General features: G+C 65.3%; 30 protein-coding genes. 12 read left to right on the top strand and 18 right to left on the bottom strand.

All coding sequences use genetic code 11. The features are described 5' to 3' along the window. The first annotated feature begins 7 nt into the window (after positions 1–7). Positions 8–1960: an energy transducer TonB gene (locus ACM9ME_RS03525; RefSeq protein WP_415642049.1), complete on the top strand. Its 1953-nt coding sequence runs from the start codon at positions 8–10 to the stop codon at positions 1958–1960. Here the strand turns inward: ACM9ME_RS03525 and ACM9ME_RS03520 are convergent, their stop codons facing one another. Further along, positions 1961–2830: a 50S ribosomal protein L11 methyltransferase gene (locus tag ACM9ME_RS03520; RefSeq protein WP_415642048.1), complete on the bottom strand. Its 870-nt coding sequence runs from the start codon at positions 2828–2830 to the stop codon at positions 1961–1963. Beyond that, positions 2820–3503, bottom strand: a complete 684-nt coding sequence (locus ACM9ME_RS03515; protein ID WP_415642047.1) for an SDR family NAD(P)-dependent oxidoreductase — start codon at positions 3501–3503, stop codon at positions 2820–2822. The genes ACM9ME_RS03520 and ACM9ME_RS03515 overlap by 11 nt, the downstream gene beginning before the upstream one ends. Positions 3504–3567: 64 nt before the next feature. Between ACM9ME_RS03515 and ACM9ME_RS03510 the strand changes: the two genes are divergently transcribed. Beyond that, positions 3568–4986 (top strand): M20/M25/M40 family metallo-hydrolase, encoded by a 1419-nt coding sequence (locus tag ACM9ME_RS03510; protein ID WP_415642046.1) that lies wholly within the window; start codon positions 3568–3570, stop codon positions 4984–4986. 253 nt (positions 4987–5239) lie between these two features. On the opposite strand, the gene ACM9ME_RS03505 is transcribed toward ACM9ME_RS03510, so the two are convergent. The 8 genes from ACM9ME_RS03505 to ACM9ME_RS03470 form a co-directional block, all read right to left on the bottom strand. After that, a complete protein-coding gene (locus ACM9ME_RS03505; protein WP_415642045.1) occupies positions 5240–6271 on the bottom strand; it encodes a PEPxxWA-CTERM sorting domain-containing protein in 1032 nt (343 codons plus the stop codon). A 249-nt stretch (positions 6272–6520) separates the two neighbouring features. Then, on the bottom strand, positions 6521–7579 hold the full coding sequence (locus ACM9ME_RS03500) for a hypothetical protein (protein ID WP_415642044.1): 1059 nt from the start codon (positions 7577–7579) through the stop codon (positions 6521–6523). Beyond that, entirely contained in the window at positions 7579–10080 is a 2502-nt protein-coding gene (locus ACM9ME_RS03495; protein WP_415642043.1) for a fimbria/pilus outer membrane usher protein, read from the bottom strand. Before ACM9ME_RS03495 ends, ACM9ME_RS03500 begins: the two co-directional genes overlap by 1 nt. After that, a complete protein-coding gene (locus tag ACM9ME_RS03490) occupies positions 10055–10801 on the bottom strand; it encodes a fimbrial biogenesis chaperone (protein WP_415642042.1) in 747 nt (248 codons plus the stop codon). Before ACM9ME_RS03490 ends, ACM9ME_RS03495 begins: the two co-directional genes overlap by 26 nt. A gap of 25 nt (positions 10802–10826) precedes the next feature. Further along, positions 10827–11396: a hypothetical protein gene (locus ACM9ME_RS03485; protein WP_415642041.1), complete on the bottom strand. Its 570-nt coding sequence runs from the start codon at positions 11394–11396 to the stop codon at positions 10827–10829. After that, a complete protein-coding gene (locus tag ACM9ME_RS03480) occupies positions 11393–11965 on the bottom strand; it encodes a hypothetical protein (protein WP_415642040.1) in 573 nt (190 codons plus the stop codon). Before ACM9ME_RS03480 ends, ACM9ME_RS03485 begins: the two co-directional genes overlap by 4 nt. A 14-nt stretch (positions 11966–11979) precedes the next feature. Further along, the gene (locus ACM9ME_RS03475) at positions 11980–12561 is read right to left on the bottom strand and encodes a hypothetical protein (protein WP_415642039.1); all 582 of its coding nucleotides are present in this window, start codon (positions 12559–12561) and stop codon (positions 11980–11982) included. Positions 12562–12609: 48 nt separating this feature from the next. Then, positions 12610–13197 (bottom strand): hypothetical protein, encoded by a 588-nt coding sequence (locus tag ACM9ME_RS03470; protein ID WP_415642038.1) that lies wholly within the window; start codon positions 13195–13197, stop codon positions 12610–12612. Between the two features lie 230 nt (positions 13198–13427). On the opposite strand from ACM9ME_RS03470, the gene ACM9ME_RS03465 reads away from it, so the two are divergent. The 3 genes from ACM9ME_RS03465 to ACM9ME_RS03455 are packed head-to-tail and all read left to right on the top strand — an operon-like array spanning position 13428 to position 15846. Then, entirely contained in the window at positions 13428–13739 is a 312-nt protein-coding gene (locus ACM9ME_RS03465; RefSeq protein ID WP_415642037.1) for an NAD(P) transhydrogenase subunit alpha part 2, read from the top strand. A gap of 1 nt (position 13740) precedes the next feature. Further along, positions 13741–15180: an NAD(P)(+) transhydrogenase (Re/Si-specific) subunit beta gene (locus ACM9ME_RS03460; RefSeq protein ID WP_415642036.1), complete on the top strand. Its 1440-nt coding sequence runs from the start codon at positions 13741–13743 to the stop codon at positions 15178–15180. A 54-nt stretch (positions 15181–15234) separates the two neighbouring features. Next, positions 15235–15846 carry a flavodoxin family protein gene (locus ACM9ME_RS03455; RefSeq protein ID WP_415642035.1) on the top strand — a complete coding sequence of 204 codons (612 nt, stop codon included), beginning with the start codon at positions 15235–15237 and terminating at the stop codon, positions 15844–15846. Here ACM9ME_RS03455 and ACM9ME_RS03450 read toward each other — a convergent pair. Genes ACM9ME_RS03450 through ACM9ME_RS03430 form a run of 5 tightly spaced genes read right to left on the bottom strand, consistent with a single transcriptional unit; the run spans position 15831 to position 18809 of the window. Beyond that, positions 15831–16226, bottom strand: a complete 396-nt coding sequence (locus ACM9ME_RS03450; protein ID WP_415642034.1) for a type II toxin-antitoxin system death-on-curing family toxin — start codon at positions 16224–16226, stop codon at positions 15831–15833. The two genes, ACM9ME_RS03455 and ACM9ME_RS03450, sit on opposite strands and share 16 nt — an antisense overlap. A 6-nt stretch (positions 16227–16232) precedes the next feature. Beyond that, positions 16233–16460, bottom strand: coding sequence for an AbrB/MazE/SpoVT family DNA-binding domain-containing protein (locus ACM9ME_RS03445; RefSeq protein WP_415642033.1), 228 nt, complete (start codon positions 16458–16460; stop codon positions 16233–16235). A 35-nt stretch (positions 16461–16495) separates the two neighbouring features. Further along, a complete protein-coding gene (gene leuB / locus ACM9ME_RS03440; protein WP_415642032.1) occupies positions 16496–17542 on the bottom strand; it encodes a 3-isopropylmalate dehydrogenase in 1047 nt (348 codons plus the stop codon). Further along, complete coding sequence (locus ACM9ME_RS03435; protein ID WP_415642031.1) at positions 17539–18366, bottom strand: HpcH/HpaI aldolase/citrate lyase family protein; 828 nt, start codon at positions 18364–18366, stop codon at positions 17539–17541. Before ACM9ME_RS03435 ends, leuB begins: the two co-directional genes overlap by 4 nt. Further along, positions 18363–18809, bottom strand: a complete 447-nt coding sequence (locus tag ACM9ME_RS03430; RefSeq protein ID WP_415642030.1) for a MaoC family dehydratase — start codon at positions 18807–18809, stop codon at positions 18363–18365. Before ACM9ME_RS03430 ends, ACM9ME_RS03435 begins: the two co-directional genes overlap by 4 nt. A gap of 105 nt (positions 18810–18914) precedes the next feature. On the opposite strand from ACM9ME_RS03430, the gene ACM9ME_RS03425 reads away from it, so the two are divergent. Continuing rightward, complete coding sequence (locus tag ACM9ME_RS03425; RefSeq protein WP_415642029.1) at positions 18915–19457, top strand: superoxide dismutase family protein; 543 nt, start codon at positions 18915–18917, stop codon at positions 19455–19457. A 19-nt stretch (positions 19458–19476) separates the two neighbouring features. Here the strand turns inward: ACM9ME_RS03425 and ACM9ME_RS03420 are convergent, their stop codons facing one another. After that, positions 19477–20073: a urate hydroxylase PuuD gene (locus ACM9ME_RS03420; RefSeq protein WP_415642028.1), complete on the bottom strand. Its 597-nt coding sequence runs from the start codon at positions 20071–20073 to the stop codon at positions 19477–19479. Positions 20074–20130: 57 nt separating this feature from the next. Here ACM9ME_RS03420 and ACM9ME_RS03415 point away from each other — a divergent pair, with 57 nt between their 5' ends. The 5 genes from ACM9ME_RS03415 to ssb all read left to right on the top strand — a co-directional run bounded on the left by ACM9ME_RS03415 (position 20131) and on the right by ssb (position 23875). Further along, positions 20131–20781, top strand: a complete 651-nt coding sequence (locus ACM9ME_RS03415; protein ID WP_415642027.1) for a COQ9 family protein — start codon at positions 20131–20133, stop codon at positions 20779–20781. 64 nt (positions 20782–20845) lie between these two features. Further along, on the top strand, positions 20846–21091 hold the full coding sequence (locus tag ACM9ME_RS03410) for a hypothetical protein (protein WP_415642026.1): 246 nt from the start codon (positions 20846–20848) through the stop codon (positions 21089–21091). Positions 21092–21136: 45 nt separating this feature from the next. Then, complete coding sequence (locus ACM9ME_RS03405; RefSeq protein WP_415642025.1) at positions 21137–21376, top strand: FeoA family protein; 240 nt, start codon at positions 21137–21139, stop codon at positions 21374–21376. Further along, complete coding sequence (feoB, locus tag ACM9ME_RS03400; RefSeq protein WP_415642024.1) at positions 21373–23247, top strand: ferrous iron transporter B; 1875 nt, start codon at positions 21373–21375, stop codon at positions 23245–23247. The genes ACM9ME_RS03405 and feoB overlap by 4 nt, the downstream gene beginning before the upstream one ends. Positions 23248–23374: 127 nt before the next feature. Beyond that, a complete protein-coding gene (gene ssb, locus ACM9ME_RS03395) occupies positions 23375–23875 on the top strand; it encodes a single-stranded DNA-binding protein (protein WP_415642023.1) in 501 nt (166 codons plus the stop codon). Here the strand turns inward: ssb and ACM9ME_RS03390 are convergent. Both ACM9ME_RS03390 and ACM9ME_RS03385 read right to left on the bottom strand, forming a co-directional pair. Further along, positions 23872–24375, bottom strand: coding sequence for a YceD family protein (locus tag ACM9ME_RS03390; protein WP_415642022.1), 504 nt, complete (start codon positions 24373–24375; stop codon positions 23872–23874). The genes ssb and ACM9ME_RS03390 overlap by 4 nt on opposite strands. After that, on the bottom strand, positions 24372–24872 hold the full coding sequence (locus tag ACM9ME_RS03385) for a ubiquinol-cytochrome C chaperone family protein (protein ID WP_415642021.1): 501 nt from the start codon (positions 24870–24872) through the stop codon (positions 24372–24374). The genes ACM9ME_RS03390 and ACM9ME_RS03385 overlap by 4 nt, the downstream gene beginning before the upstream one ends. A 94-nt stretch (positions 24873–24966) precedes the next feature. Here ACM9ME_RS03385 and ACM9ME_RS03380 point away from each other — a divergent pair, with 94 nt between their 5' ends. Then, positions 24967–25443: an outer membrane protein assembly factor BamE gene (locus ACM9ME_RS03380; RefSeq protein WP_415642020.1), complete on the top strand. Its 477-nt coding sequence runs from the start codon at positions 24967–24969 to the stop codon at positions 25441–25443. The last annotated feature ends 68 nt before the right edge of the window (positions 25444–25511 follow it).

The raw sequence follows: 25511 nt of genomic DNA, 5'->3' as shown, positions 1-25511 counted from the left end.
CTGCGCGATGCCGATGTTCGTCGCCCCGATCCTGCTCGCCGTCGCCGCGCCAGTCGCGGCTCCGGCACCAACGCTTCAGCAACGCTTTCAGGACGCGAGCGACGCGGCCGCGTCCGGGCAATGCGCGGAAGCCGTGGCGAGCTTCGAGAGCCTGGAGAACACGCCGGCCGGCAAAACGCGCCAGGTTCGCGGTGCCATGCTGTCGCGAAAAAGCGCCTGTCTGCTGAATCTTCGGCGCTATTCCGACGCGGCCGCGGCGGCGAGCGAAGCGCTGCGCCTGCTTGCCCTGACCCCTCCCGCCACCAATGACGATGTGACCGCTGCGCACATCACGCTCGGGCAGCTGGCCTATTACCGCCACGCCTATGCCGAAAGTGCCGCCGAAATGCGTCTGGCGCGTGACGCGTCGACGACATCGAGCCGCTTCCGCTCGTTATTGTGGCTGGCGCGCGCCACGATGTACGACGACGGCGGCGAGGCGCTGGCCACCGCCGATGCCGCACGCGCGATGATCGATCCGGCGAGCAAAACCGCCAAAGCCGATACCGCGCTGACCGACACGTTGCGCGGGCGCATCCTGCTCAACCACGGCGATGTCGCGGGCGGTTATACATTGCTCAAAAAAGCGCTGGCGGCTCAAGGCGGGTTGAAAGACGGCAAGGTTTCATTGTCGGAAGTGGTGACGCGCAGCGACCTTGCCCTTGCCGCCTTGCTCAACCACGATGCCGACTCCGCGCGCGAATATCTGGCCTATACGGGCGCCGGGCGATTTGAAAAAAGCTCGTTCGCCAGTGCCTCGATCATGGACGCACCACCTTGCGGCGGGGAAGCGGGACTGCTGCCGACCGATCTGGCGGTTGTCGAATTCTCGGTAACCGACGACGGGTCGGTGCTGGGCGCGACGCCGATTTATGTGTCGCGATCGGGCGCGGCGGCGGCACGCGGGTTTGCCGAAGCCGTCGATGACTGGACCTGGAGCGCCGCGAATGCGGTAGCAATCCCGCAGTTTTTTCGCGCCGTGACGCGCGTTGAGTTGCGTTGTTCGGTCGCCACGCGCCAGGCGGATGTGACGGCGCCGATGGAAACACATGCCTGGGCTTGGCTGACCGCGCATGGCGCCGAGGATTTTCATGGCGCTACACCGACAGCCCGCGCGGCTGCGGCGCGGGCTGTGGCCGCCGATCGGCAGGCCAAGCCCGCATGGCGGCTGGCGGCGATGATCGCTTTGGCACGCGATCCGGTGGCCCTTCGCGACGACTCGCTGCTGATGCTGGCTCAAGCGGATGAATTGGCCGCGGCGTTGGCGGCACCGCCGTCGGTTCGGGCGACCATTGCTTTGTCGCGGATCAAACTGGGTGCGAACGACGATTGGCGGTTGCGCCGGTCATCCAACCAGGCTGCGCTGGACCGCCTGACCGTCGATCCGGATTTGACAGCCGACCCCGAAGTCGCCGCGACGATCCGCCTGATTGCGGCTCAATCGCGCCGTTCCAGCGACGTGTCGCAAACACCATTCCTGCGCGCGGTGGCCGATGACAGCCGGTTGCCCGCCGAAAGTCCGCTCAGGGCCGCAGCGCTGCTGCGCCTCGCCAATGTTCAGGCAGGCAATGGTCAGACCGAACAAGCGCGTGCGACTTACGGCCAGACCGGGCTGAACGCACAGCAATGCAGCCTGATCGACCTCAAGCCAGCGATGACGCGGTCAGGGGCCAGCGGCGCGGATTTCCCGATGGAGGCGATGCGCTGGGGCTTCGAAGGGTGGGTGCGCGCGGAGTTCGACGTCGCCCCCGACGGCCGCACCGCCAACCCGCGCGCAATCATCGCCTATCCACCGCTCGTGTTTCGCGATGCGGGATTGGGAATCATCCGGTCGTCCCGCTGGGAACCGCGCTTTCGCCCCGAAGGCGGCTTGGCGTGCGGCGGGATGCAGCAGAATATCCGCTTCCTCCTGCCGAAATAGTCAGCGCTTGCGCAGTTCCAGCACCGGCCATTCGCCGCCGCTGCTGGCGACGGGCATCATCCGTTCGCGGCGATAGGCGCGGGTGACGGCTGCGGCTTGCGTGTCGAGCAGGCCCGCGAGCAGCAACGTGCCGCGCGGGGCGAGTGCGGCGGCGAGGTGCGGCGCCATGTCGATCAACGGGCCGGCCAAGATGTTGGCGACGACCAGATCGTACGGCGCGCGCGCGACGAGTTCGCGGTGGATCAGGCCGTCGGCGACGAACAGGTCGAGCCCGCTTACCCCGTTTAGCGCCATGTTTTCGCGCACGACGCGGACCGAGATCGGGTCGATGTCCGATGCGGTGGCGCGCGCGGACGGCCACAGGCGCATCGCGGCAAAGGCGAGCAGGCCGGTGCCGGTGCCGACATCGATCATGTTACGATAGATTTTGCCCTGCCGCTTGAGGCGGTCGAGGGCTTCGAGGCAACCCTTGGTCGTCGCATGCTGGCCGGTGCCGAAGGCCAGGCCGGCGGGGATGACGAAATCGCCGCTTGCGGCCGCTTGTTCCGGCGTGCGCACGCGAAACCGTCCGGCCTGCATCGGCGCGAACCCGCCTTGGCTGAGCGTGACCCAATCTTGTTCGACCACCTGCACCGCGCGCGGTTCGATGCGCCGCGCGCTGGGGACGAGTTCGGCGACGCGGCGGATCACGATGCGCGACGGGCGGCCCTCGAAATAGGCGTCGAGTTGCCACGCGTCGGGCTTGCTCTCATCCGGCTCGCTGACGTTGAGCACCGGTGCGGGATCGAGATGGCCAAGATCGGCGACCGCCAGCAGCTCGGCCTCGGCGCGGGTGCAGGGGAGCGTCAGCTTCCAGCTTTCAACGGACATAGCTGGCGCCATTGATGTCGAGGACTGCGCCGGTCATCGAGGGCGGGGCGTGGAGGGCGGCGAATGCTGCGACTTCGGCCACCTCGGACGGATCGGCGACTTTCCCCAACGGGATGTCGGCAAGGAGTTTGTCGCCGCCGCGGCTCGCCAGATAATCCTCGGCCATGCCGGTCATGGTGAAGCCGGGGCAGATCGAGAAGGCGAGGACGCCGTCCCGCGCATAGCCCCGGGCGATGGTTTTGGTCATGGCGACCATCCCCGCTTTGGACGCGGCATAATGCCAATGCGCCGGGCTGTCCCCGCGATAGGCGGCGCGGCTGGCGATGTTGACGATCCGGCCGCCTTCGCGCTCCAGAAAATGCTGGACGGCGAAGCGGCACAGCTGGGCCGATGCGGTCAGGTTGACGCGCATGGTCCGGTCCCAATTCGCGAGCCAATCGTCATCGGGCAAATCGAGCGGTGCGGCTTCGAATACCCCGGCATTGTTGATGAGCACATCGACGTGGCCGAGCTCGTCGATCGCACGGTTCCATAATATCCGGGGAGTCAGGGGATCATGGAAATCGCCGTCCGCACTCGACACGGCGAGCAGCCGGACATCGGCACCGTTCAGGCGCGTGGCGATGGCCGCGCCGATGCCCCGGGAGGCGCCCGTCAGCAGGATATTCGTCATCCACAGACACCTAGCCCCGCGCGTGCACCGGCGCTAGCGTGGGCGATAAAGGGAGACGACTCACATGAAGGCCATGCTGCTTGCCGCCACCGCGACGATCGCCACGAATGCGACCGCCGCCCCGATCAGCCCGGCGCGCCACGACGCGACGAAGGTGATGTTCGAACATATCATCAACACGCCGACGGTGCTGGGGCGCGGCAAGGTGCCGGAGATGGCGAATTACCTGGCCGGCGAGTTTCGCAAGGCCGGCTTTGCCGATGCCGATGTGAAGGTTTTGCCCTATGCCACCACCAACGCCGACGGGACACAGAAGGACAACACCGCCGCGTTGATGGTCACATGGCGCGCGCCGGGCGCGAAGGCCAAGCCGATCCTGTTGATGGGGCATATGGACGTGGTCGAGGCCAAGCGCGAGGATTCGACGACCGACCCGTTCGTGCTGACCGAAAAGGACGGCTATTATTACGGCCGCGGCACGACCGACATGAAGGAGGGCATCACCTCCATCGCGCAGGCGATGTTCGACCTGAAGGCGAGCGGATGGAAGCCCAAGCGCGATATCGTGGTGTTCTTCACCGGTGACGAGGAAACCAATGGCATCGGCGCCAACAAGGGCGCAACCGAATGGCTGGCGGCGATGGGCAGTCCCGAATTCGGGCTGAACGCCGATGGCGGCGGGATCGGGTATACGATGGACGACAAGCCGCTGGGTGCGTCGCTGCAGACGGCGGAAAAGACCTTTGCCGGCTATACCTTCACGGTTCGCAATCGCGGCGGGCATTCGTCGAAGCCGCGCAAGGACAATGCGATCTATCAACTGGCGCACGCGCTCGACAAACTCGAGGCGTATCGCTTTGCGCCGACGCTCAACGAAACGTCGCGCGCCTATTTCACCGCGATGACCAAGATCGACCCGCGCCCCGACATGCGCGCCAGCATCGGCAAATGGCTGGCAGGCGACGATGCCGCCGCCGACGTGGTCGAGGCCGACGACACCTATGTCGGCCTGACGCGAACGCGTTGCGTGCCGACGCGGCTGTTCGGCGGGCATGCCGACAATGCCCTGCCGCAACTGGCGACGGCGATGGTCAATTGCCGGATCATTCCGGGCGTCGATCCGAATGCGGTGCAGGCGGAGTTGAGCAAGCTGGTCGCCGATCCCGGCGTCGTCGTGACGCGCAACGACGATTACGTCGCCTCGCTCGCATCACCGCTGCGCCCCGATGTGACCGCCGCCTATACCAAGGCCGTCACGACGCTGCATCCGGGCATGCCGATCTTCCCCGAAATGTCGACCGGTGCGTCGGATGCGCGCCCGTTCCGCGTCGCCGGTGTGCCGGTCTATGGCGTGGCCGGCGCCTGGGTCCGCGTCCCCGCGGATCTGCGCGCGCATGGCAAGGACGAACGCCTGCCGGTCGCCGCGCTGGACGACAGCGTGGCGCACTGGAAGATCATGATGACGGAGTTGGCAGGGAAATAGGACGGTTCGCGCGGCGATCCGCTCAATCCAGATCCGGATTTCGTCACCCCCGCGAAAGAGTCCTTCGCGGGAATGACGAAGGCTTTGGTTGGTGTTGGGTTGAGGGCTAGGCTGCCGCGCGGTCATAATGTCGTTTTGCGACTTCGACACCTGGCAATGCAGCTTATGGTTGGGGAGCTGGAACGGCCATTATTGGGTGGTCAGCTGACATACAAAGGGCGCCGCGATTTCAGCGACGCCCTTTTTAATCCTGTTAAGCGAAGATGACAGCGGTCCGCTTGCGGCGGCGCATCGCACCACCCATCGCGCCGAAGCCGACCAGCATCATCGCCCATGCCGCCGGTTCGGGCGTTGCGGAAAACGGGCTGACCGCGAGATTGTCGAAGGTGAAATAGAAGCCGCCCCCTGGATGCCCGAACTGCAACGACACCAGATTGTCGAAATTGTGGAGCGCATAGGTGCTGAACGTGTCCGTGACGTCGAGCGCTTGCGTGACTTGCGACCCATCGGCGCGAGTTCCACTCAGCATGATCGAATAAGCCTGACCTGGCGTGAAATACGATCCCAGCCCGGCGTCGATGCTTGTCGCGTTGAAATGACTGCCGTCGACTGTCGCCATTGTGACCGGGGCGCCATTGTAGATCATGCGCCGCGTGTCATTGCTGGCGCCTGTGCTTGAAACGCCGAAGGCGAATTCGCAGCAGGTCGCACTGACGAACTTGAATCCCTGTGTCTTGATGGAGCTGTCGGCATATGTCCGCGCATCTTCGAAATCGAGCGTGGTCGGTCCCGTTGGCGGCGTCGGATCGGCCACAGGCGGCGGAGCCGCCGCACTGATCGTGCCCAGAGTTGGGATGCGGTCGTTATAGGCTCCGGTCGCGGTCTTCTGATAGCTCACCATCTTGTAGAGCCCGGCGGCTTCGTTCCAGATATTGTATTCGCGACCGCTAAAGGTCTGAAACACGGCACCATCGGTATCGAGCAGCGGCCCGTTGCCATACAGCACGTTGTCGAAATTCCAGAGACGGCTGGCTGACAGCGCCAGTCCGGGCTGCTTGGGATTCGGCTCGAGGCTGACGATGGCGTCACCGTTCACGTCGCCGCGGATTCCCGTGATGTCATAACCGCCCTTGCTGTTGACCACGTCGGATGCCGTGAACCACATGGATGCGACGGTCGAGGGACCCGAATTACTCGTGTAGGTCGTGAAATATTCGGCGGCCTGAGCCGGAATGGCGGCGGCGGCGCACGCAAATGCGAGCGCCGACACGATATACTTGTTCATAATGCCCCTCCGCAGCCGCCCGGCTGGGAGACTAACTTGCGGACCCTATCATCTTGGAAATATTAAGATAGCGGACAAGAGTGCTGAGACCATTACGCTGTACCAATTTGGCACGTGCACCTTGGTCTTTCTGTGCATGGCGACTCTCCAAATTGGAGGGAGCGTCCGCTATTGGGTCGTTAGCGGACAGTCCGCTTTTCATCGCCAGCGTTGGTTTTGGCGACCAGGACCCCGCCAGTGGGGGCATAGTTACGGACAGCTGGTCACGGCCGTCGAGACGATCGGGGCGATGGTGATGACCAGCCGGTCGGCATAGACCGGCGCCGGCGTCTTGGTCGTGCCGCCTTCGGTCAGCGTCACCGACAGCGGCAGTTGGTTGCCCGGCGCGGGCACACCGGCGCGGAGGCACTGGCGCGTGATCGGGGAGACCGCCGCACCGCTGCCCGACGAGCCGCTGCGCGTTTGCCCGAGCAGCGTCGCCGAATAGGTCAGCGATTGCGCGGGGGTGGCCGGATTGCCGCCGGGATAGGTCAGGCGGAAATTATTGTCGGAGGCGAGCGACACGCTGTACGCGCCCGAACTGCGCACATTGATGAAGCCGCTGCGCGTATAGCTGGCCGGGGTGCCCGCGACGGTGGCGGTGCCGGTCGCGCCGACTTCGCCGAAATCGAACGACAGCGTGTTGGCCGAGGCCTGGCCGTTGAAATAGGCTTGCAGCGCGTTGCGCACGGTGAGGTTGAGGCCGAGTGCGCCGGGGATCATGCCGGTATCGTCGAACGTCTGCGTCCCGTCCAGCGAGCGCGCCTTGCAGCGGTAATAGAGGTCGAACACCAATTGCGTCGAGGACGCGGTGTCGAGCCCGGCGGGCAGCGTCAGGCGGTAATTGAGCGTGAACCCGGCGGACCCGTTGCTGTTGCCGAAATTCCATTTGAAGGTGCCCGCGGGCGGCGGCGAATTGTTGTTGAGCGGTGGCGGCGCGCCGTTCGCGGCGACGAGGATATTGTTGTTATACCCCTCCCCATTGCCGCCCCCGCCGCTGCCCGAAACGACTTGCAGCGTCGATCCGTCGAAGCCGGTCGCGCGCGCCTTGAGATAATAGGTAATCTGGGTCGCCAGTTCGCCGCCGGTGCCGCGCAGGCGAATCATCTGGACGCCGTTGATGTTGGCGATGGTCGGGCTGGCGCTGAACGGATCATAGGTCGCCGACGACGTGCCGCCGGTCGAACTTTCGATATCGCAGCGGCCCGCCGCGCCCGCCGCCGAAGCTGCGAGCAGGACGACGCCACCGAGGAACGCGCGTAACTTCATCATCGACCCTTTACCGCGCCAAGCTTGCCCAATTGCACCACGCCTGTCGCGGTTTTTCCGATCTCGAAATCGAACACCGAGCGATCGTCGTCGAGCATTTCGATGCGCCACTTGCCCGGCGCGAGGCCCGCCAGCCCGAAGCGGCCTTCGCGATTGGTGAAAACGGTGAGCGGCGTATGGTCGGGATGCGCCAGTTCGGTGGCGGTGCCGGTGACCAGCGCCACGGGTCCGCCGGCGGCATCGAGCAGATTGCCGAGCGCGGTGATGCTGTAGGCGGAACCGATGACGATCTTGTACCCCGAACGATAGGGCGGGAAGACGCGGAACGAGCCCTGGCCAAGGTCGGTGCCGGGCGGCGCATTGGGCGCATCGACGGCGACCGTGCGTTCGGCATAGGCGCTGAGGCTCGGGTGTGTCGCGGCGTGCAGCATGCCGGTGGCGGCGGTGTAGCCGCTGATTGCCGGATCGAGGATGATGTCGGCACCCTTGAGCGACGCATAGGGTTTGACGATCGCAAAGCTGTCGTAGATCGGACGGCCGACCGACACCGCGCCATCGGCAAAGGCGATCGAGGTCGCGGCGCGGACCGACGTGCGCTGCTCACGCGACGCGCCGAAATTGGTGTCGAACGTGCCGAAATGGCTGAAGCCCAGTTCGGCGCGGTTGGTGAAGTAATTGGCGTTGACGCTGGCGCCGCTGCCCAGGTCGCTGCGTTCGACATCGGCGGTCAGATTATAGCTGCCGACGCCCTGGCCGTTGAGGGTCTGGTACGAAAGGCGCGCGCGGTTGTCGCGCGTGTCGTAATCGGCGCGCGCCGACGAAAATTTGCCGAGCCGCGCAGTGATCGAGAACAATCCGGCGACGCGGCTGCCGCGTTCGTCCTTTTCATAGCGCGCGTCGGCGCTGAGGCTGAGGCGCTGGCTGAGGCGCAGACCGGCGGAGGCGCGATAGGTCTGGCTGTTGGTAAAGCCGAAGCGCGCGCGGGAATAGCGCGCATCGAGCCCGGCAAAGAAATCGTCGGTAAAGGCATGCGAGTAATTGCCGCCGATTTCGTAGCGATAGGGATTGGACGGGATCAACGTGCCCATCGGCCCGAAATTGCGGCTGCGCGTCTCGAGGCTCAGCGTCAGGCTGTCGGTGCGGCCGCCCGAACGCTGAATCAACCGCTGGAAACTGGTGACGGTGGCGAGGCCCGCGCCATAGCCGCGCACATGACTGACGGCGGCATTGGTGGCGATGGTGCCGAAGCTGGAGGCGATCACCGCTTCGACACCGGCAAGCTGGCCGAACTTGTCGGCCTGGGTGTTGAAGCCCAGGGTCAGGCTGTCGCTGATGCCGCGACGGTAAAAGCCGCTGAGGGCGGGGTTGTTGGTGTAGTTCGGGCCGTTGAGGCCGAGCGGCGCGAGCACGCCGGCGTAGAGTCCGAACTCGCTCAGCCCTGGGCCGAGCTGCGACTGGTCGAGAAACAGGTTGAAGCGCAGGCTTTGCGTCCGTCCGGTATCGTCGAGGATCGCGAGGCGGATATCGTTGGCCCCCTGCGTGAACGGGAAGTCGCGGAGATTGTAGGTGCCGGGCTGCAGCGCGAGGCGGCGGACGATCTGGCCGTTGACCTGAACTTCGACGGTGGCCGGGCGGTCGAGCTGAAAACTCCGGTCGCCGCGCGGGCGCACGACCTGTTGCGGCTGCAGCACCGAATAGGAGCGGAAGATCGACACGCCGGCAATGTCGGGCGCCGATTGAAAGCCGCGCGACACGGTCTGCAGATCGCCGGCGGTGAACCGCGCGACCAGCGTCTGGCTGTCGTACACCGCGCGCGTGCCCAGCCGCTGAAAATCCCTGGTCGCCGCGCCGGGTTGGTAGACCCCTTCGCCCTCCACCACGACCTGGCCGACGCGCGTGGCACCGTCGAGGAAGAACACGGGCTTGCCGAAGCCGTCGCTGAAATTGCCGGTATAGTTGTAATCCTGCGACCCGCGGATGTTGAGATAGGCGCTCCACGCCGCGGGCTTGGCAAAGCCGCCGACGCGCGCGCGGTCGATCGGGCTGATCGCCAGATTGCGCGCGGCGCGGCGGCCGGAATCGATGGTCACCAGCAGCTGCAGCCGCTGCGGATCGTATTTGAGCGCGACGCCCGATGCGGAGAAATCGGCCGGGGTCAGGGTGTCCTTGCCCGCGAACGCGCCCTGCAACGCCTTGAACGCGTCCGGATCGAGCAGCGGCTGGAGCAGATCGAGCAGGCGTTGCGCCGGAAGCTGGATACTATCGTCGACACCGAGCGTCAGCGGCACATCGCCGAGATACGCCGCACCGTCGATCGCGCCGACGGTCAGGATGATCGCGCGGCCGGTGGGGTTCAGCCGTGTCGCCGACGCCGACGGACCGACCGCGGGATCGATCCGCACGGTCTTGATCGCCGGGGTCTGCGCCGCGCCCGACGCGGCCCAGCCGATCGCCACCGCGCTACAGGCAAATGCCCTATTTTTCGGGCGTGAATTGCGCATCGACGGTGGTTGCAGTGGGCGGCAGTTCCGCCGGGATGGTCAGCCGTCGCGTCTGTCCCGCGCCGACCAGTCCGAACCCGACAGTTTGTTGAATTTCAGGGCCGGTGAAGGTGCGGCGATAGACTTCCTTGCCCGCCGCATCGCTGGCGGTGATGCGCACCCGCCCGGCGGAGAGATAGGCATGCGCGTTGCTCGGATCCGACAATGTCAGCAGCGGGATCGGCTTGCCGTTGGTGTCCTTGGCGATCGTCGCGGAATCGATCTTGAGCGCGGGCACGGCCCCCTGCGGCGTGACCGAGACGAGCACCTGGAAATTGTAGAGGATCTGGATCGCCGACTGGTTGGACGGCAGCTTGACCGGCAATTGCGCCACGGTGACGTAAAAGTGCCGCGACTTGGCCAGCGCCGGATCGCCGACATATTGGACGCGGAACGACTGGGTCTGACCGGGCGCGATCAGGGCTTGCGGCGGGAAGACCAGCAAGTCGTCGGCGTCCTTCTGATCCGCCTTCGCCTTCAGCCCGTCGGGATCGTAATCGAGCGCGGCGATGCGCATTTCGACCGGCAGCGGCGTCGCAAAGCTGTTTTCGACGGTGATGATCTGCGACATCGCCTGACCGGCGGTCTTCAGGTCGAGCACGACCGGCTGCACGGTCATCGCCGACAGCGGCGCACCGACCAGCAGCGCGGCCATTGCCGCCAGGAAACCTGTCCGCTTCACCCCTTATCTCCCCACCCGACGTACGCTAATCCGCTGCGCCGAGTTCCACGATGATCGTATCGCCATATCGCCCCGCGACCAAGGGGCGCCCGCCGCCGGGGACGTCGAGCGTGACTTCGGCCAATCCCGACGCCGCGCCGCTGGCCTGAACCGTCACCGCCTGTCCCGAAGCGGTCGGGGCCAAGGTCCCGCCGCCGGCCCAGCGCAAGCCATATTCATAGGGTAAAGTGTCGGTAAACACCGCGCCGGGAACCACCGCCGCACCTTCGCGCCGCAAAGCCCCGCCGGCCGAACGCAGGCGGACGATATGCGCCGAATTGCACGTAATCGGCAGCGTCAGGGTGATGCGCGAAGGCAACACCTTCGCACTGATCGGATCGACGAGATTGCTGATTGTCACCGTTCCGCTGCTGCCGGTCGATTCGAAGGTCGCGTTGATCCCGCGCTGACCACCCGCCGGACGGACCAGACAGGCCGGCGGCGCGATGCCGCTGACGTGGATCGTCTGGGTCGTGCGCGACGCTTCATCGATCGTCGTGGTCTGCGCCGTCAGCGGTGCCGCGATGGCGATGACCAGCCAGGCAACGCGCGTCATTGGCGCGGTTCGATCGTCACGCGGAACGTCTCGGCATAATTGCCCGACACCAGTGGTGCGTTGGCGGTGAGGTTCGACGCCCCGGGCTGAATATCCAATTGCATCAGCAACGTCCCGCCCGTCGGCAGCGGCCGGTCGATGATTTCTTCACGCGGCCGCCGCGTATTGGCGTCCGCGAACAGCGTGCGCGTCTGGTCCCCCCAGGTGAAGCGCGCGCGGTACGGCACGGCATTGGCGAAGCCCGATGGCGCGGCGGTCGATCCCGCCGAACGGAACAGGCCGTTATTCTGCGCCTCGATCCGGATGATGTGCGGCACGTTGCACATTGCCGCGAACGACAGATCGGCATTGGCGGCGCGCACCGCCAAGGTCGCCGGATCGACGAGCGTGTCGATTTCGAGATTATTACCCGCCAGCGCGCGGACATTGTTCGGTGCCTGCGGGGCCAGCCGCGGGGCGGCGGTATCGAAGGCACAGCGTTGCACCACCACGCCCTCGATCGCGACCGTGCCGACCTGCCCGAAGGCAGGCGACGCGGCCGCGACGAAGAGGAGGAGAGCGAAACGCATGGTCAGCGCGTCGATCAGACCGGCGAGATCGTGACGACGATGTTGCCGGTATAGGCACCCGCGACGAGCGGCGCGGCGGCCGTCGGCGTCGAGAACGTGTCGGCGGTCACCGTCACGTTATTGCCCGCCGCACCCGAAATCGGGCCGCCAACGGCAGCCGGGCCGGTGGCCGCACCGGTCGTCGCATTGTCGAAGGTCCCCGTTGTGGAGTCCGCCCGATTGACCGCGACGTGGGCGATGTAATTCACCGTGTTGTTGTAACCGGTCGGCGTGGCCGCGCCGTTAACGAGCGGATTGGCATCCACGGTAATCTGCGGCGCTGCCGAGTTGCAGACGACGCGGAAGGCCGGCGCGGTCGTGCCGGCCACACCGAAGCGCGTGGCGAGCGTCGCGCTGGCTTCGAGGGTACCGTCCGCCTGATCCAGTTCGCCGAGATCGCGCGTGGCGACGTAGGTCGTGGCGGTCGCGCCGCCGACGATGGTGCACTTGGCGGTCACCGTGCCGGTGATGTTGATCGTCCCCGTTACCGTTTGCGCGGTGGCGGGCATCGCCATCGCCGAGGCGGCAGCCGCCCCGATCATCAAAAACTTCTTCATAATCACTCCCTCCGTTTTAAACTCACACACAAAACTGGCCCGGTGGCGTCATGTCGCCGGGCTGATGGTCACCGTTAAAGTATCGACATAGGTCCCCGCGGTGAGGATCGATGCGCCGGCATAGGCGCCCGCCTTCAGCCGGATGGTCGAATCGCTGCCGATCGTTGCCGGACCCGGCAGGCGCAACCCCTTGCTGGCCGACGCGGGTCCGGTGAAATTGGGGCCGACCGCCGGCAGATAGGTCGGCGCGCAGGCATTGCTCGACGCGATCAGATCCTTTGCACCGCACGTCGCCGTCGCGCTCAGCGCATTGCCGTTGAGCGTAAGCTGCACGTCATAAGGCGCGAGCGCGGCATAGCCCGGCCCGGCGGCGGCACCCGTTGCCAGCCCGCCATTGCTGGACACCACACCGACGCGCGACGCGCTGGTGCAATCGAGCTTGAACGCGGCGACGCGGTCGAATCCCTGGGTTTCGAAATCGGGTTCGACATAGCTCGCCCCCGGCGCGCTGGCGGGTGCGAACCCGCAGCGCGCGGCGACCGAGGCGCGGACATCGACGGTCAGGCTGAGCCGGTCGGGCGATCCGCCATAATAAGCCGTCTGCGCGAGGCACGGTGCCGCTGTGGCCAAAGCCACCGCCGCCATCATCCATCGCGAACCCATTCGCATCGACCGCAACCCCGTGGGAGAATCGCAGAAACCGGCGATTTTCCCGAGGCTTGGCTAACACAGCCGCGCCCGTGCGCAAACTAACCTAAAGTCCGTGTTAACCGCAGACTGTGCCGTGAGGGGACACTGCCAGAACGGTCGACAGGCGGCGATGGCGCGGCTAGGTCGCTGTGAACCGATTTGTTGGGGGCGGCGCAGTGGATTTCATCTCTATCCTGTCGATCTTCGTGCTGGCGTGTTTCGTCGGCTATTACGTCGTCTGGTCGGTGACGCCCGCGCTGCACACGCCGTTAATGGCGGTGACCAATGCGATTTCGAGCGTGATCATCGTCGGGGCGCTGGTCGCCAGCGCGGCGGCGGGTAGCGCGAGTTCGAAATGGCTCGGGCTGCTCGGCGTGGTGCTGGCGAGCATCAACATCTTTGGCGGGTTCGCGGTCACGGCGCGGATGCTGGCGATGTACAAGAAGAAGGATAAGCCCGCACCCGTTACCGCCGCGGAGGGCAAGTAAGTTGGAACACGCCGTCGTTCCCGCCTGGGCGCTGCTCGCCTATCTCGTCTCGGGCATCTGTTTCATCCTGGCGCTGCGCGGGCTGTCGAGCCCGGCGACCAGCCAGCGGGGCAATCGCTTTGGCATGATCGGCATGACGATTGCCGTCGTGACGACGCTGGTGACGCATGTGCCGCGCTTGGCCGACCTGTCCGTCGATAGCGTCACGGTCGTCGAGATATTGATCGCGATTGGCATCGGCGCGGCGATCGGCATCGTGACGGCCCGCCGCATCGCGATGACCGACATGCCGCAGCTGGTGGCGGCGTTTCACTCGCTGGTCGGACTCGCCGCAGTGCTGGTCGGAGTCGCCGCCTACCTCAATCCCGGCGCGTTCGGCATTCTCGACGCATCGGGCACCGATATCGCGCTGAACAGCCGGATCGAGATGGGGCTGGGCGTCGCCATCGGTGCGATCACCTTCAGCGGATCGGTGATCGCGTTCCTCAAACTCAACGGCAATATGGGCGGCAAGCCGATCATGTTGCCCGCGCGCCACGTCATCAATCTGGCGACGCTGGCGGCGATCATCGTGCTGGTCGGGCTGTTCCACTGGTCGACGCCGGCGCTGTTCATCGCGATCCTGGTGCTCAGTTTCGCCATCGGCTTCCTGCTGATCATCCCGATCGGCGGTGCGGACATGCCGGTCGTGGTGTCGATGCTCAACAGCTATTCGGGCTGGGCAGCGGCGGCGATGGGCTTCACGCTGCACAACACCGCGATGGTCATCACCGGCGCGCTGGTGGGCAGTTCGGGTGCGATCCTCAGCTATATCATGTGCCGCGCGATGAACCGCAGCTTCATCAGCGTCATCGCCGGCGGGTTCGGCGGCGACGCGGCGGCTGGCGGGGGCGAGGCCAAGGAACAGCGCCCGTGGAAGCGCGGCTCGGCCGAAGACGCGGCGTACATGATGCAGCAGGCCGAAAGCGTCATCATCGTCCCCGGTTACGGCATGGCGGTGGCGCAGGCGCAGCACGCGCTGCGCGAGATGGGCGACCTGCTCAAAGCCAATGGCGTCAGCGTCAAATACGCCATTCACCCGGTCGCAGGGCGTATGCCCGGGCACATGAACGTGCTGCTCGCCGAGGCCAACGTGCCGTATGACGAGGTGTTCGAGCTGGAGGACATCAACGCCGAATTCCCCCAGACCGATGTCGCCTTCATCATCGGCGCCAACGACGTGGTGAATCCGGCGGCCAAGACCGACAAATCCTCGCCGATCTATGGCATGCCGGTGTTCGATGTGGGCAAGGCGAAGACGGTGTTCTTCATCAAGCGGTCGATGGGCGGCGTGGGCTATGCGGGCGTCGACAACGACGTGTTCTATGCCGACAACACCATGATGTTGCTGGCCGACGCAAAGAAGATGGTCGAGGAAATCAACAAGGGACTGGCGCACTAGGCGGGAACGTCTGGCCCCTGCGGTGCGTCTAAGCCGGGAACCGAAAGGACCGGCATGACGCTCACGGCCATCGCGATAAACTGTTCGCTCAAGAAGAGCGGCGGCAAACCCAGTTCGACCGACGCGATGATCGACCTTGTCGCGGGCGAATTGAAGTCGCGCGGGGTCGAGGTCGGCGAGACGATCCGCATTGCCGATCATGATGTGAAGCCGGGCGTGAGTTCGGATGAAGGCGATGGCGATGCGTGGCCGGACATCCGCAAGAAAATCCTTGCCGCCGACATTTTGATCTTCGGCACCCCGATCTGGATGGGTCAGCCGTCGAGCATCGCCAAGCGCGTATGCGAGCGGATGGACGCGTTCCTCAGCGAAACCGACGACAAGGGCCGCATGCCGAGCTTCGGCAAGATCGCATTGCTCGCGGTGGTCGGCAACGAGGACGGCGCGCATTGCGTATCGGCGCAGGTCTATCAATCACTTTGCGATACCGGCTGGACGATCCCGGCGTCGGCGACGTGTTACTGGGTCGGCGAGGCGATGGGCAAGACCGACTTCAATCAACTGAAAGCGGTGCCCGACAAGGTCAAGGAAACCGCAGCACAGACCGCGTCCAACGCCGCGCATCTGGCAAAATTGTTGAAGGCGGAGACTTATCCCGGCGTCTGATCGGCCAGGCGCGTCCGGAACCAGTCGGCGAGCTCTTCTTCAGCGAATTCGCCCGCCGCGAGGGCAAGGAATGCGACGACCAATTCGGCGTCGGTTGCGTGAAGCTCGTAGCCGTTCATTACCAAAAAGGTCTCGCTGACGACCGCCGCCGTGCGCTTATTGCCGTCGACGAACGGGTGATTGCGCGCGATTCCATAGGCGTAGCTCGCCGCCAACGCAGCGGCATCGGACTCACCATAGGCCGCGAGATTTTGCGGGCGCGCCATCGCACTGTCGAGGAGGCGCGCATCACGCACACCCTCGCCCCCGCCATGTTCGGCTAATTGCTCAAGATGCGCCGCCGCCGCGACTTCCGTCGCGATCCAGATCCAGTCGGTCATGGCGACTTACTTGGCGAGTTCGCGGAGAGCGCGCTTGCGGCGATCCATCACATCGCGCGCCGCCGCCATTTGTGCTTCGAAATCGGCGCGGAACGGCTTGATCTCGATCCCCTCTGGGGTGATCGACAGCGACAGCTGATCGCCAAGCTCCGCGCCGAGATGCGCAACCACGTCGCGCGTCAGCAGGACGCCCGCAGAATTGCCGATCTTGGAGAGTTTGATGATCGCGTTCATACGGGCGTTATAACACGGCTTTCAGCGTTTACAACCTACAGTGCCGCCAGAACCGCGTCACCCATCGCCGTGCAGCCCATTTTGCCGCCGAGATCACGCGTGCGCGCGCCGCTGGCGAGCGCGGCTTCGACGGCGCTCTCGATCCGCACCGCGCCCGCTTCATCGGCCAGCGAGTGGCGCAGGAGCATCGCCGCGCTGAGGATCGTCGCGAGCGGGTTCGCCGCATCCTGTCCGGCGATATCGGGTGCGGAGCCGTGAATCGGTTCGTAGAGGCCGAGGCTGTCGGCGTTGAGCGACGCGGAGGGCAGCATGCCGATCGAACCGGTGAGCATCGACGCCTGATCGGATAAAATATCGCCGAACATGTTGCCGGTCAGGATCACGTCGAACGCCTTGGGATTCTTGACCAGCTGCATCGCGGCGTTGTCGACGTACATGTGGTCGAGCGCGATGCCGGGATAGTCGCGCGACACTTCGATGACGACATCGCGCCACAACTGCATGGTTTCGAGCACGTTGGCCTTGTCGACCGAGGTGACGCGCTTGCTGCGCTTTTCCGCCGCCTGGAACGCGACATGCGCGACGCGGGCGATTTGCGCTTCGTCATAGCGCATCGTGTCATGGCCTTCGCGCAGGCCGGCGGCATTGATGGCGATGCCCTTGGGCTGGCCGAAATAAATGTCGCCGGTGAGTTCGCGGATGATCAGGATGTCGAGCCCCGCGACGATTTCGGGCTTGAGCGACGACGCATCGGCGAGGGCGGGCCAGACTATCGCGGGGCGGAGATTGGCGAACAGGTCGAGCTCGCGACGTAGCCCGAGGATTGCCTGCTCGGGGCGCAGTTCGCGCGGCAATGTGTCGAGCGAGAAATCGCCGACCGCGCCGAACAGGATCGCGGCGCTGTTGCGGGCGATGTCGAGGGTTTCGGGCGGCAACGGGTGGCCGCTGACACGATAGGCCGCGCCGCCAACCAACGCTTCGACGAATTCGAGATCGGGGCGGACGACGGTCAGGACACGCCGCGCCTGTTCGGTCACTTCGGGGCCGATGCCGTCCCCGGCGAGAAGTGCAATCCTGGTCATTCTGAAATCCCCGCAAGCAGGCGCTGCGCCGCCTTCAGATGCGGCGCGTCGATCATCTTGCCATCGATCTGCAGCGCGCCCGCTGCCGGATCGGCAGCGAAGGCGTCCACGACGCGTCGCGCCGCCTCGATCTGTTCGGGCGAGGGCGAGAAGGATGCGTTGATCACCGGCACTTGCGCCGGGTGGATCGCCATCATTCCCGAGAAGCCGTCGCGGAAGCCCGCGCGCGCGTAGATTTCGAGGCGCTGGAGATCGCGAAAGTCGGGCGAGACGGTCTCGATCGCCGGGACGCCCGCAGCATGTGCGGCGAACAGCGTCAGCGAGCGCGCGAGTTGGTACGGCGCGTGATAATCGCCGTTTTCGTCGCGGCTGGTCGTCGCACCGATCGCGGCGGGCAAGTCCTCGGCGCCCCAGGTCAGCCCGATCAAATGCTCGGCGACCTCACCGTAACTGCCGAGAGCAAAGATCGCCTTGGGCGTTTCGGTTGCGATGGGCAGGATCGGCACGCCGGGCAGTTCCGCCGCCAGCCGCCGCACGTCAGCCGCGCCTTCGGCCTTGGGCAGCAACACGCCCGCGATCGGCAGCCCGGCAATCGCTGCAATGTCGTCGGCGTGAAAGCTGCTGTCGAGCGGGTTGACGCGAACGAACATCGGCACCGTCGCACCGGGCAGCGCATCGGCGATCGCCTTGCGCGCCTCCGCCTTGCGGTCGGGCGCGACGGCGTCTTCCAGATCGAGGATCAGCGCATCGGCACCGCTCGCCGCCGCCTTGGCGAAGCGGTCCGGCCGGTCGCCCGGCACGAACAGCAGTGAACGCAACGTCATGCCCGGCGCAGCAACGCGGTGCGCAGGCACGAGCAAACTTCCTCGTCGCGCTGGTTGAGCATGCGGTGCTTGAAGGTGACGATCCCGGCGTCGGGCCGCGACTTGCTCTCTCGCAATTCGACGACTTCGGTCTCGCCGCGCAGGGTATCGCCGATAAACACCGGCTTGGGCATCACGACCTTGTCATAGCCCAGATTGGCGACGAGCGTTCCCAGCGTGGTGTCGCCGACGCTGACCCCGACCATCAATCCGAACGTGAAGATGCCGTTGACGACGACCTGACCGAATTCGGTCCCGGCGGCATAGTCGGCGTCGAGATGCAACGGCTGCGGATTGTGCGTCAGCGTGGTGATCAGCACGTTGTCCGTATCGGTCACGGTCCGGTGAAGGTCGTGGACGATGCGGTCCCCCACGTTCCACTGATCGAATGTTTTTCCGGGCATGGCGGCGCGATAGCAATGCTCGGTTCACAGCGCCACTCGCAACAAGTTGACGTTTGAGCGGTTCACCATAGGATCGCGATTATAAGAGGATGCTGGAGAGTGTTGATGCGCTACGGATTCCTGATCGCCGGTGGCTGCCTGATCGTCGCAGCGCGTACGCTGGCCGCCGATCCGCTGCCCTCTCCCGACGGCAGCCTCAAACCCGAACAACAGATCGCGGCGAAGATGCAGGACGCCACCGGCGCCGACAAGGGCACCGCGACCATCGCGGTGGCTGGCGGGATCATGCGGCTGCTGGTCGATGTGCGCGACTTGCCGCCGGGGCCGCATGGCATCCACATCCACACCGTCGGGCGCTGCGACGCGCCGGGGTTCGAGACCGCGGGCGGTCACTGGAACCCCTCCGGGCGGATGCACGGCATGAACAATCCGCAGGGCAAGCATGCCGGCGATTTCAAGAATCTGATCGTCGGCAAGGACGGCAAGGGATCGATGTCGGCGGATGTCCCGGGCGATTTTACCGCGCTGATGGACCAGGATGGCGCGGCCATCGTGATTCACGCAGGGGCCGACGACTATAAATCCGACCCCAGCGGCAATAGCGGCGCGCGGATCGCTTGCGGCGTGTTCGCGCCTCCGGCCAAATAGCCGGAGGCGTTGACCACCTTTAGCTGACCAGCCCGGCCTGCTGCGTCACCATGGTGTAGAGCATCGGGATCGACAGGATGGTGTTGATCCGGCTGAACATCATCGCCGTGGTCGCCGCCTTCGCCTTGGCATCGGCATCGACTTCGACGATCCCGAGCGCCTTTTTCTGGTTGGGCCAGATCAGGAACCAGACGTTGAACGCCATGATCAGGCCCAGCCACATGCCGGTGCCGATCATTTGATACGGGTGCTGGAACGTCAGCGCCGGGACCAGATAGCTCGAGATGCCCTGCGGCGGGTGGCTGGCAATGACCAGGCCCATCAACACGGTCAGCAGCGCCGCCCAGCGGAACCAGAACAGGGCCGCGGGGGCGATATATTTGGAGACGGCCGGCTTCAGTTCCGCAGGCACGGTCGGCATCGTCGGGATCTGGACGAAGTTGAAATAGTAAAGCAGCCCGATCCACATCACGCCGAACAGGACGTGCAGGTAACGGAACAGCCATTGCATATAGGTCGGTGCGTCGGTGCCGCCGTGGAAAGCGAAGATCACGATGACCAGCAACGCGAAGCCGACGAGCAGCGCATTCCCCAAACTGCCTAAAAACTTCGCCATGACGATCCCACGGAATTTATTGACCGTGACGCCCTAGCAGCGCATTTCCGCACTGTCATGACCGAAGCCACTCTGGACCAGATGCGCGAAACGCTCGCCGCCGCGCTGCCGCACCATGCCGCGTTCGACGGTTGGGGCGATGCGGCGCTGACGCTGGCGGCCACCGAGACGCAGATCGATCCCGCCGTGGCGCGGCTGGCCTTTCCCGGCGGCGCGATGGACATGATCGACGCGTGGTTTGCAGTCGTCGATGCGGCGATGCTCACGCGGCTGCCCGCCGAACGGCTGGCGGCGATGAAAATCCGCGAGCGGATTACGGCGCTGGTCGAGGCGCGGATCGACGTCGTCATTCCCGATCTGGAAGCGCTGCGCCGGGCCGTTGCGATTCTCGCCCAGCCGCAAAATCTGGTTCGCGCGGCAAAACTCGGCTGGCGCGCCGCGGATGTGATGTGGCGCGCGGCGGGCGATACCGCGACGGATTACAATCACTATACCAAGCGCGGGCTGCTCGCGGGGGTGTATGGCTCGACGGTCACCGTATTGCTGGCCGACGATAGTGAGGGGCATGCCGACACGCGCGCCTTCCTGCGCCGGCGGATCGACAATGTGATGCAGTTCGAAAAGGCCAAGGCGCGACTGTCGCACTCGGCGCCCGACCGGCTGAGCCTGGCGCGGTTCCTGGGACGGTTGCGTTATCCGGTGGCGTGACGATCGCGCCTCTTGCAGTCGGTTATAGCGCGTCTTACATCGCTAACACAGCAAGGAGGCTGACGTGAAAGCAATCGCGGTTATCGTCAATTTCTTCATCCCCGGTCTTGGCAGCCTGGTCATTGGCAAGCTGTTTCAAGGTTTGATGCAGCTGTTGCTGTGCGGCCTCGCGGCAATACTCAACTTCACGGTCGTCGGCATGATCGTCGGCATTCCGTTGTGGGGCATCGCCTGGCTGTGGGGCATGATCACTGCGGCGACGTATAACGAGCCCGTGCGGGTGGTTTATCAGTCGGAGCCGCGCCGCTAGCGTTGCCAGTAGCGCGACGCTGTCGATACTGATAATCGCTCGCAAGTGAACCTTGCCGAGCTGCCCTTGTCCACCGAAGCCACGATCGAATCGATCGATTGGTCGGCGCTGTCCGAACGCGATGCGCGGCGGTTGCGCGAACTCGGATTCGATGAAGGCGTAACGGTGACACCGCTCCACGGCGGCGGCTTCGTCGCGCGCGATCCGTTGGCGGTGCGCGTCGGGCGGATGACGGTCGCGATCCGCCGCGCGCATGCCGCCGCGATCGGCGTCGAAGCGGCATGAACGCCGAGACGACGATCCTCGCCGCGCCGATGGTGGCGCTAGTCGGCAATCCCAATGCGGGCAAATCGGCGCTGTTCAACGCGCTGACCGGCGCGCGGCAGAAGGTCGGCAATTATCCGGGGGTGACGGTCGAGCGCCATGCCGGGCGGCTGGCGCTGCCCGACGGACGCCCGGTCGAACTGGTCGACCTGCCCGGCACCTACAGCCTGACGCCCTCCAGCCCCGACGAACGCGTCACGCGCGACGTGGTGCTGGGGAAGCAGGAGGGCGAGCGCATTCCGTCCGCCATCGTGATCGTGGTCGATGCGTCGAATCTCGATAATCATTTGCGCTTTGCGATGGAGTTGATCGCACTCGGGCGGCCGTGCGTCGTGGCGCTCAACATGCACGACCTCGCGCTGCGCGACGGGCTGCACATCGATGTCGCTGCCTTGTCCGCCCAATTGGGCGTGCCGGTGGTGCCGACCGTTGCCGTGCGCAAACGGGGGCTCGAGGAGCTGCTCACCAGCATCGGCGAGATGGTCGATGCCACACCGGCCGCGGCGGTCGCCGTCCCGGTGAGCGACATGACGCAGCGTCAGCGCGCGGCGCGCAAGATCGCCAATGCGGTGACCACCGAACACAGCCCGCACCGGCGGATCAGTGCCAGCCTCGATCGCGTGGCGCTGCACCCGGTCGCCGGGCCGATCATCCTCGCGCTGCTGATGTTCGTGATGTTCCAGGCGGTGTTCAGCCTGGCACAGGCGCCCGCCGACTGGCTCGATGCGAGCTTTGCGTCACTGGGCCAAGGCGTCGAGGGGGCGATGGCGCCGGGGCTGTTGCGCTCGGCCCTGGTCGATGGTGTGATCGCCGGGGTCGGTGCGGTGGTGGTGTTCCTGCCGCAGATCCTGATCCTGTTCCTGTTCATCCTGTTGCTCGAAGCATCGGGCTATATGGTCCGTGCCGCGTTCCTGATGGACCGGCTGATGGCCAGTGTCGGGCTGTCGGGCCGGGCGTTCATTCCGCTACTGTCCAGCTTCGCCTGCGCGATCCCCGGCATCATGGCGACACGGACGATCGAGGACGAAAAGGACCGGCTGACGACGATCCTGATCGCGCCGTTGATGACGTGTTCGGCGCGGCTGCCGGTCTATGCGGTGATCATCGCCGCGTTCATTCCGGCGCGCACGGTGGGTCCGGGACTCGGGTTGCAGGGGTTGGTGCTGTTCGGCCTGTATGTATCCGGCATTGTCGGCGCGTTGCTCGCCGCGTTGCTGCTGCGGCGGACGGTAACCAAGGGGCCGGTGCATGGCTTCATGATGGAAATGCCCAAATATCAATGGCCCAATTGGCGCGATGTTGCGCTGGGCCTGTGGCAGCGGGCGGTGGTGTTTCTGAAGCGCGCGGGCACTATCATCGCGTCGACTACGATGATCCTGTGGATATTGCTCAGCTTCCCGCAAGTGCCCGCAGGGTCGGCCAAGAGCCAGGTCGACCATTCGATCGCCGGGCGGATCGCCGATGGCCTCGCCCCGGTCTTTGCGCCGATCGGGTTCAATCGCGATATCGTCCTGTCGCTGATCCCGGCGATGGCCGCGCGCGAAGTCGCGGTGTCGGCGCTGGCGACGGTCAATGCGATCGACAATGGAGGCGACGATGCCGGCCGCGACCGTTCGCTGGTCGGTGCGTTGAAAAAGGCGTGGACGCTGCCGACCGCATTGGCCTTCCTCGCCTGGTTCGTATTCGCGCCGCAGTGTATTTCGACGATTGCGGTGGTGAGGCGCGAGACCAATGGTTGGAAGTGGCCGGGCTTCATGTTGGCCTATCTGTTCGGCCTAGCTTACGTCGCCGCGGGAATTACGTTCTGGACGGCCAAGGCGTTCGGCCTCTAAGACCTGCCGTTAGTCCTGAGGAACCGCTGAGCTTGGCGAAGCGGTGTCTCGAAGGACGGTGCTTCGAGACGGGCCTTCGACTTCGCTCAGTCCCTCCTCAGCACGAACGGATGTGTTTGGAGTTACGATGGCAGGCAGCGTCAACAAGGTTATTTTGGTCGGCAATCTGGGCAAGGATCCCGAAAGCCGCAGCTTCGCCAATGGCGGCAAGGTCGTCAGCTTTTCGGTCGCGACGTCAGAGGGCTGGAAGGACAAGAACACCGGCGAGCGCAAGGACAAGACCGAGTGGCATAACGTCTCGATCTTTTCGGACGGCCTCGCGCGCGTTGCCGAGCAATATCTGAAAAAAGGCTCGAAGGTTTACCTCGAAGGCCAGCTCGAGACGCGCAAATGGCAGGATAAGGACGGCAACGACCGCTATTCCACCGACGTCGTGCTGCGGAATTTCAATTCGTCGATGGTGCTGCTCGACGGTCGCGAAGGCGGCGGCGGCGGTGGTGGCGGTGGTGGTTACGAGCGTACGAATCGCGACGACGCGCCGCGCGGCAATTACCAGAATCGCGGTGCCGCGACGGGTGGCCGTCCGCCGGCGTTCGATGCCGACCTCGACGATGATGTGCCGTTCTAGGGTCTGATCAGACCTTTTAGCCCTGCAAACGCACCGTTGGCGGGGCCGGCGGTCAGGTTCACATCGTCGGCATCGGCGCAGCGCGGGTAGGGGTTGGCCGCGAGCGCGACGGTCTGCGCCGCGGCTTCGCCAAGGTCGATCGCGCCGCCTTCGATCGGCAGCGTGTCGAGTTCGCTTTCGCCGAGTTCGACTTCTTCGCTCTCGGGCGTCGCCAGTCCCTCGACGAAATGCAGGTCGAACGCTTCGTCGATCGATTCGCGAACCGGGGCACCGGTCGCGACGCAGCTTTGCACAATGGTCGCATGCAGCCGGCCGGTGGCGCGCACGCCGCCGGCAACGCGTGCCAGCCGCGCCCTTCCCTTCAGCTCATCGACGGCGAGCCAATCGAACCGCCGGGCCAGCGCGTCGCGTTCGTCACGCGTTGCCGCAAAGTCTTCGTCCCGCTCGCCCGCGCCGATGGTGTCCAGCGCGATGCGGCGGCTGAATTCGAGCTCGGTCATCCGAGGCGTCCTGCCTGCAACGCATCGCGCGGGACGATCGCCAGGCCGCCTTCAAGCGCGCCGACCATCGCTTCCGCCACCGCAAGCGCCGCCGGAGCCGGGGCTTCGCCGCGATACAGATTGCGGATCAGCGCCCCGCGCCGGTCGGTCGAGCGATAGGCCCCCAGCCGTCCGCCCAGCGCGCCCATCATGCCGCCAACCCGTTTGCCGACCACGACATCGCCCACGCCCCATTGGCGCATCGTGCCGTCCATATCCTCGACGAACACTTCGGTGAGGCGCGCCGAAGCTTCGCGACCCCAGGCGGCTTCGCGTTCCAGCCGGATCATCACCAGGCTCATCACCAGGGCGACCATGTCAAACCGTCCTTCGACGGTGTCGGGCACCGCAGCGCCCTTATACCATTCGGGTCGGCGCGCCTCCGCCACGATCGCGGCATAAAGCGGCCGCCAGTCGTCACGCCCGTCCTTGCCGATCAGTCGCCGCCACAAACTCACGTCATCGCCCTTCTGCTTGCCGCCTTCGCGCCCATCCCATATGGCGCGCGTTCACGCGACAGCAATCGCACGCGTGCGAATTCGAAAGCCGATGATGCGTTCACTATGTTTGCTCTTCGTTACCGCCGCCGCGCTCTCGGGCTGTGCCTCCGTGCGGACGCACCAGGGCTATCTGACCGATCCGCAACTGGTCGCGTCGGTGCAGCCGGGCGTGGACAATCGCGCATCGGTCGAACGCGCGCTCGGCCGGCCGACGTTCATGGGCCAGTTCGACAATAACGACTGGTATTATGTCGGGCGTGAGCTGGCGCAGGTCGCGTTCGGCAATCCCAAGCCCAAGGAAGGAACGATGCTGCACGTTCGCTTCGATCCGGCGGGCAATGTCGCGACGGCGGAAAACCTCGGGCTGACACGCGTCGTGTCGATCCATCCGGTGGGCGACAAGACCCCGACGCTGGGCCGTAACCGTAACTTCTTCGAGGATCTGTTCGGCAATATCGGTCAGGTCGGATCGGTCGGCCAGGGCGGCGGCACCGCCGACAACCCGACCGGCGGCAGCGGCAGCAACTAACGCCGGTTACGGCTCGCCAAGGCCACCCAGGCGGCGAGCGACGCGACGATCACCGACAACGACACGAT

The sequence above is a fragment of the Sphingomonas antarctica genome (assembly GCF_965137005.1).
Taxonomy (GTDB): Bacteria; Pseudomonadota; Alphaproteobacteria; order Sphingomonadales; family Sphingomonadaceae; genus Sphingomonas_O; species Sphingomonas_O antarctica.
Note: the sequence above shows the minus strand (reverse complement) of the source record. Positions and strands in the feature narration are given on the sequence as shown.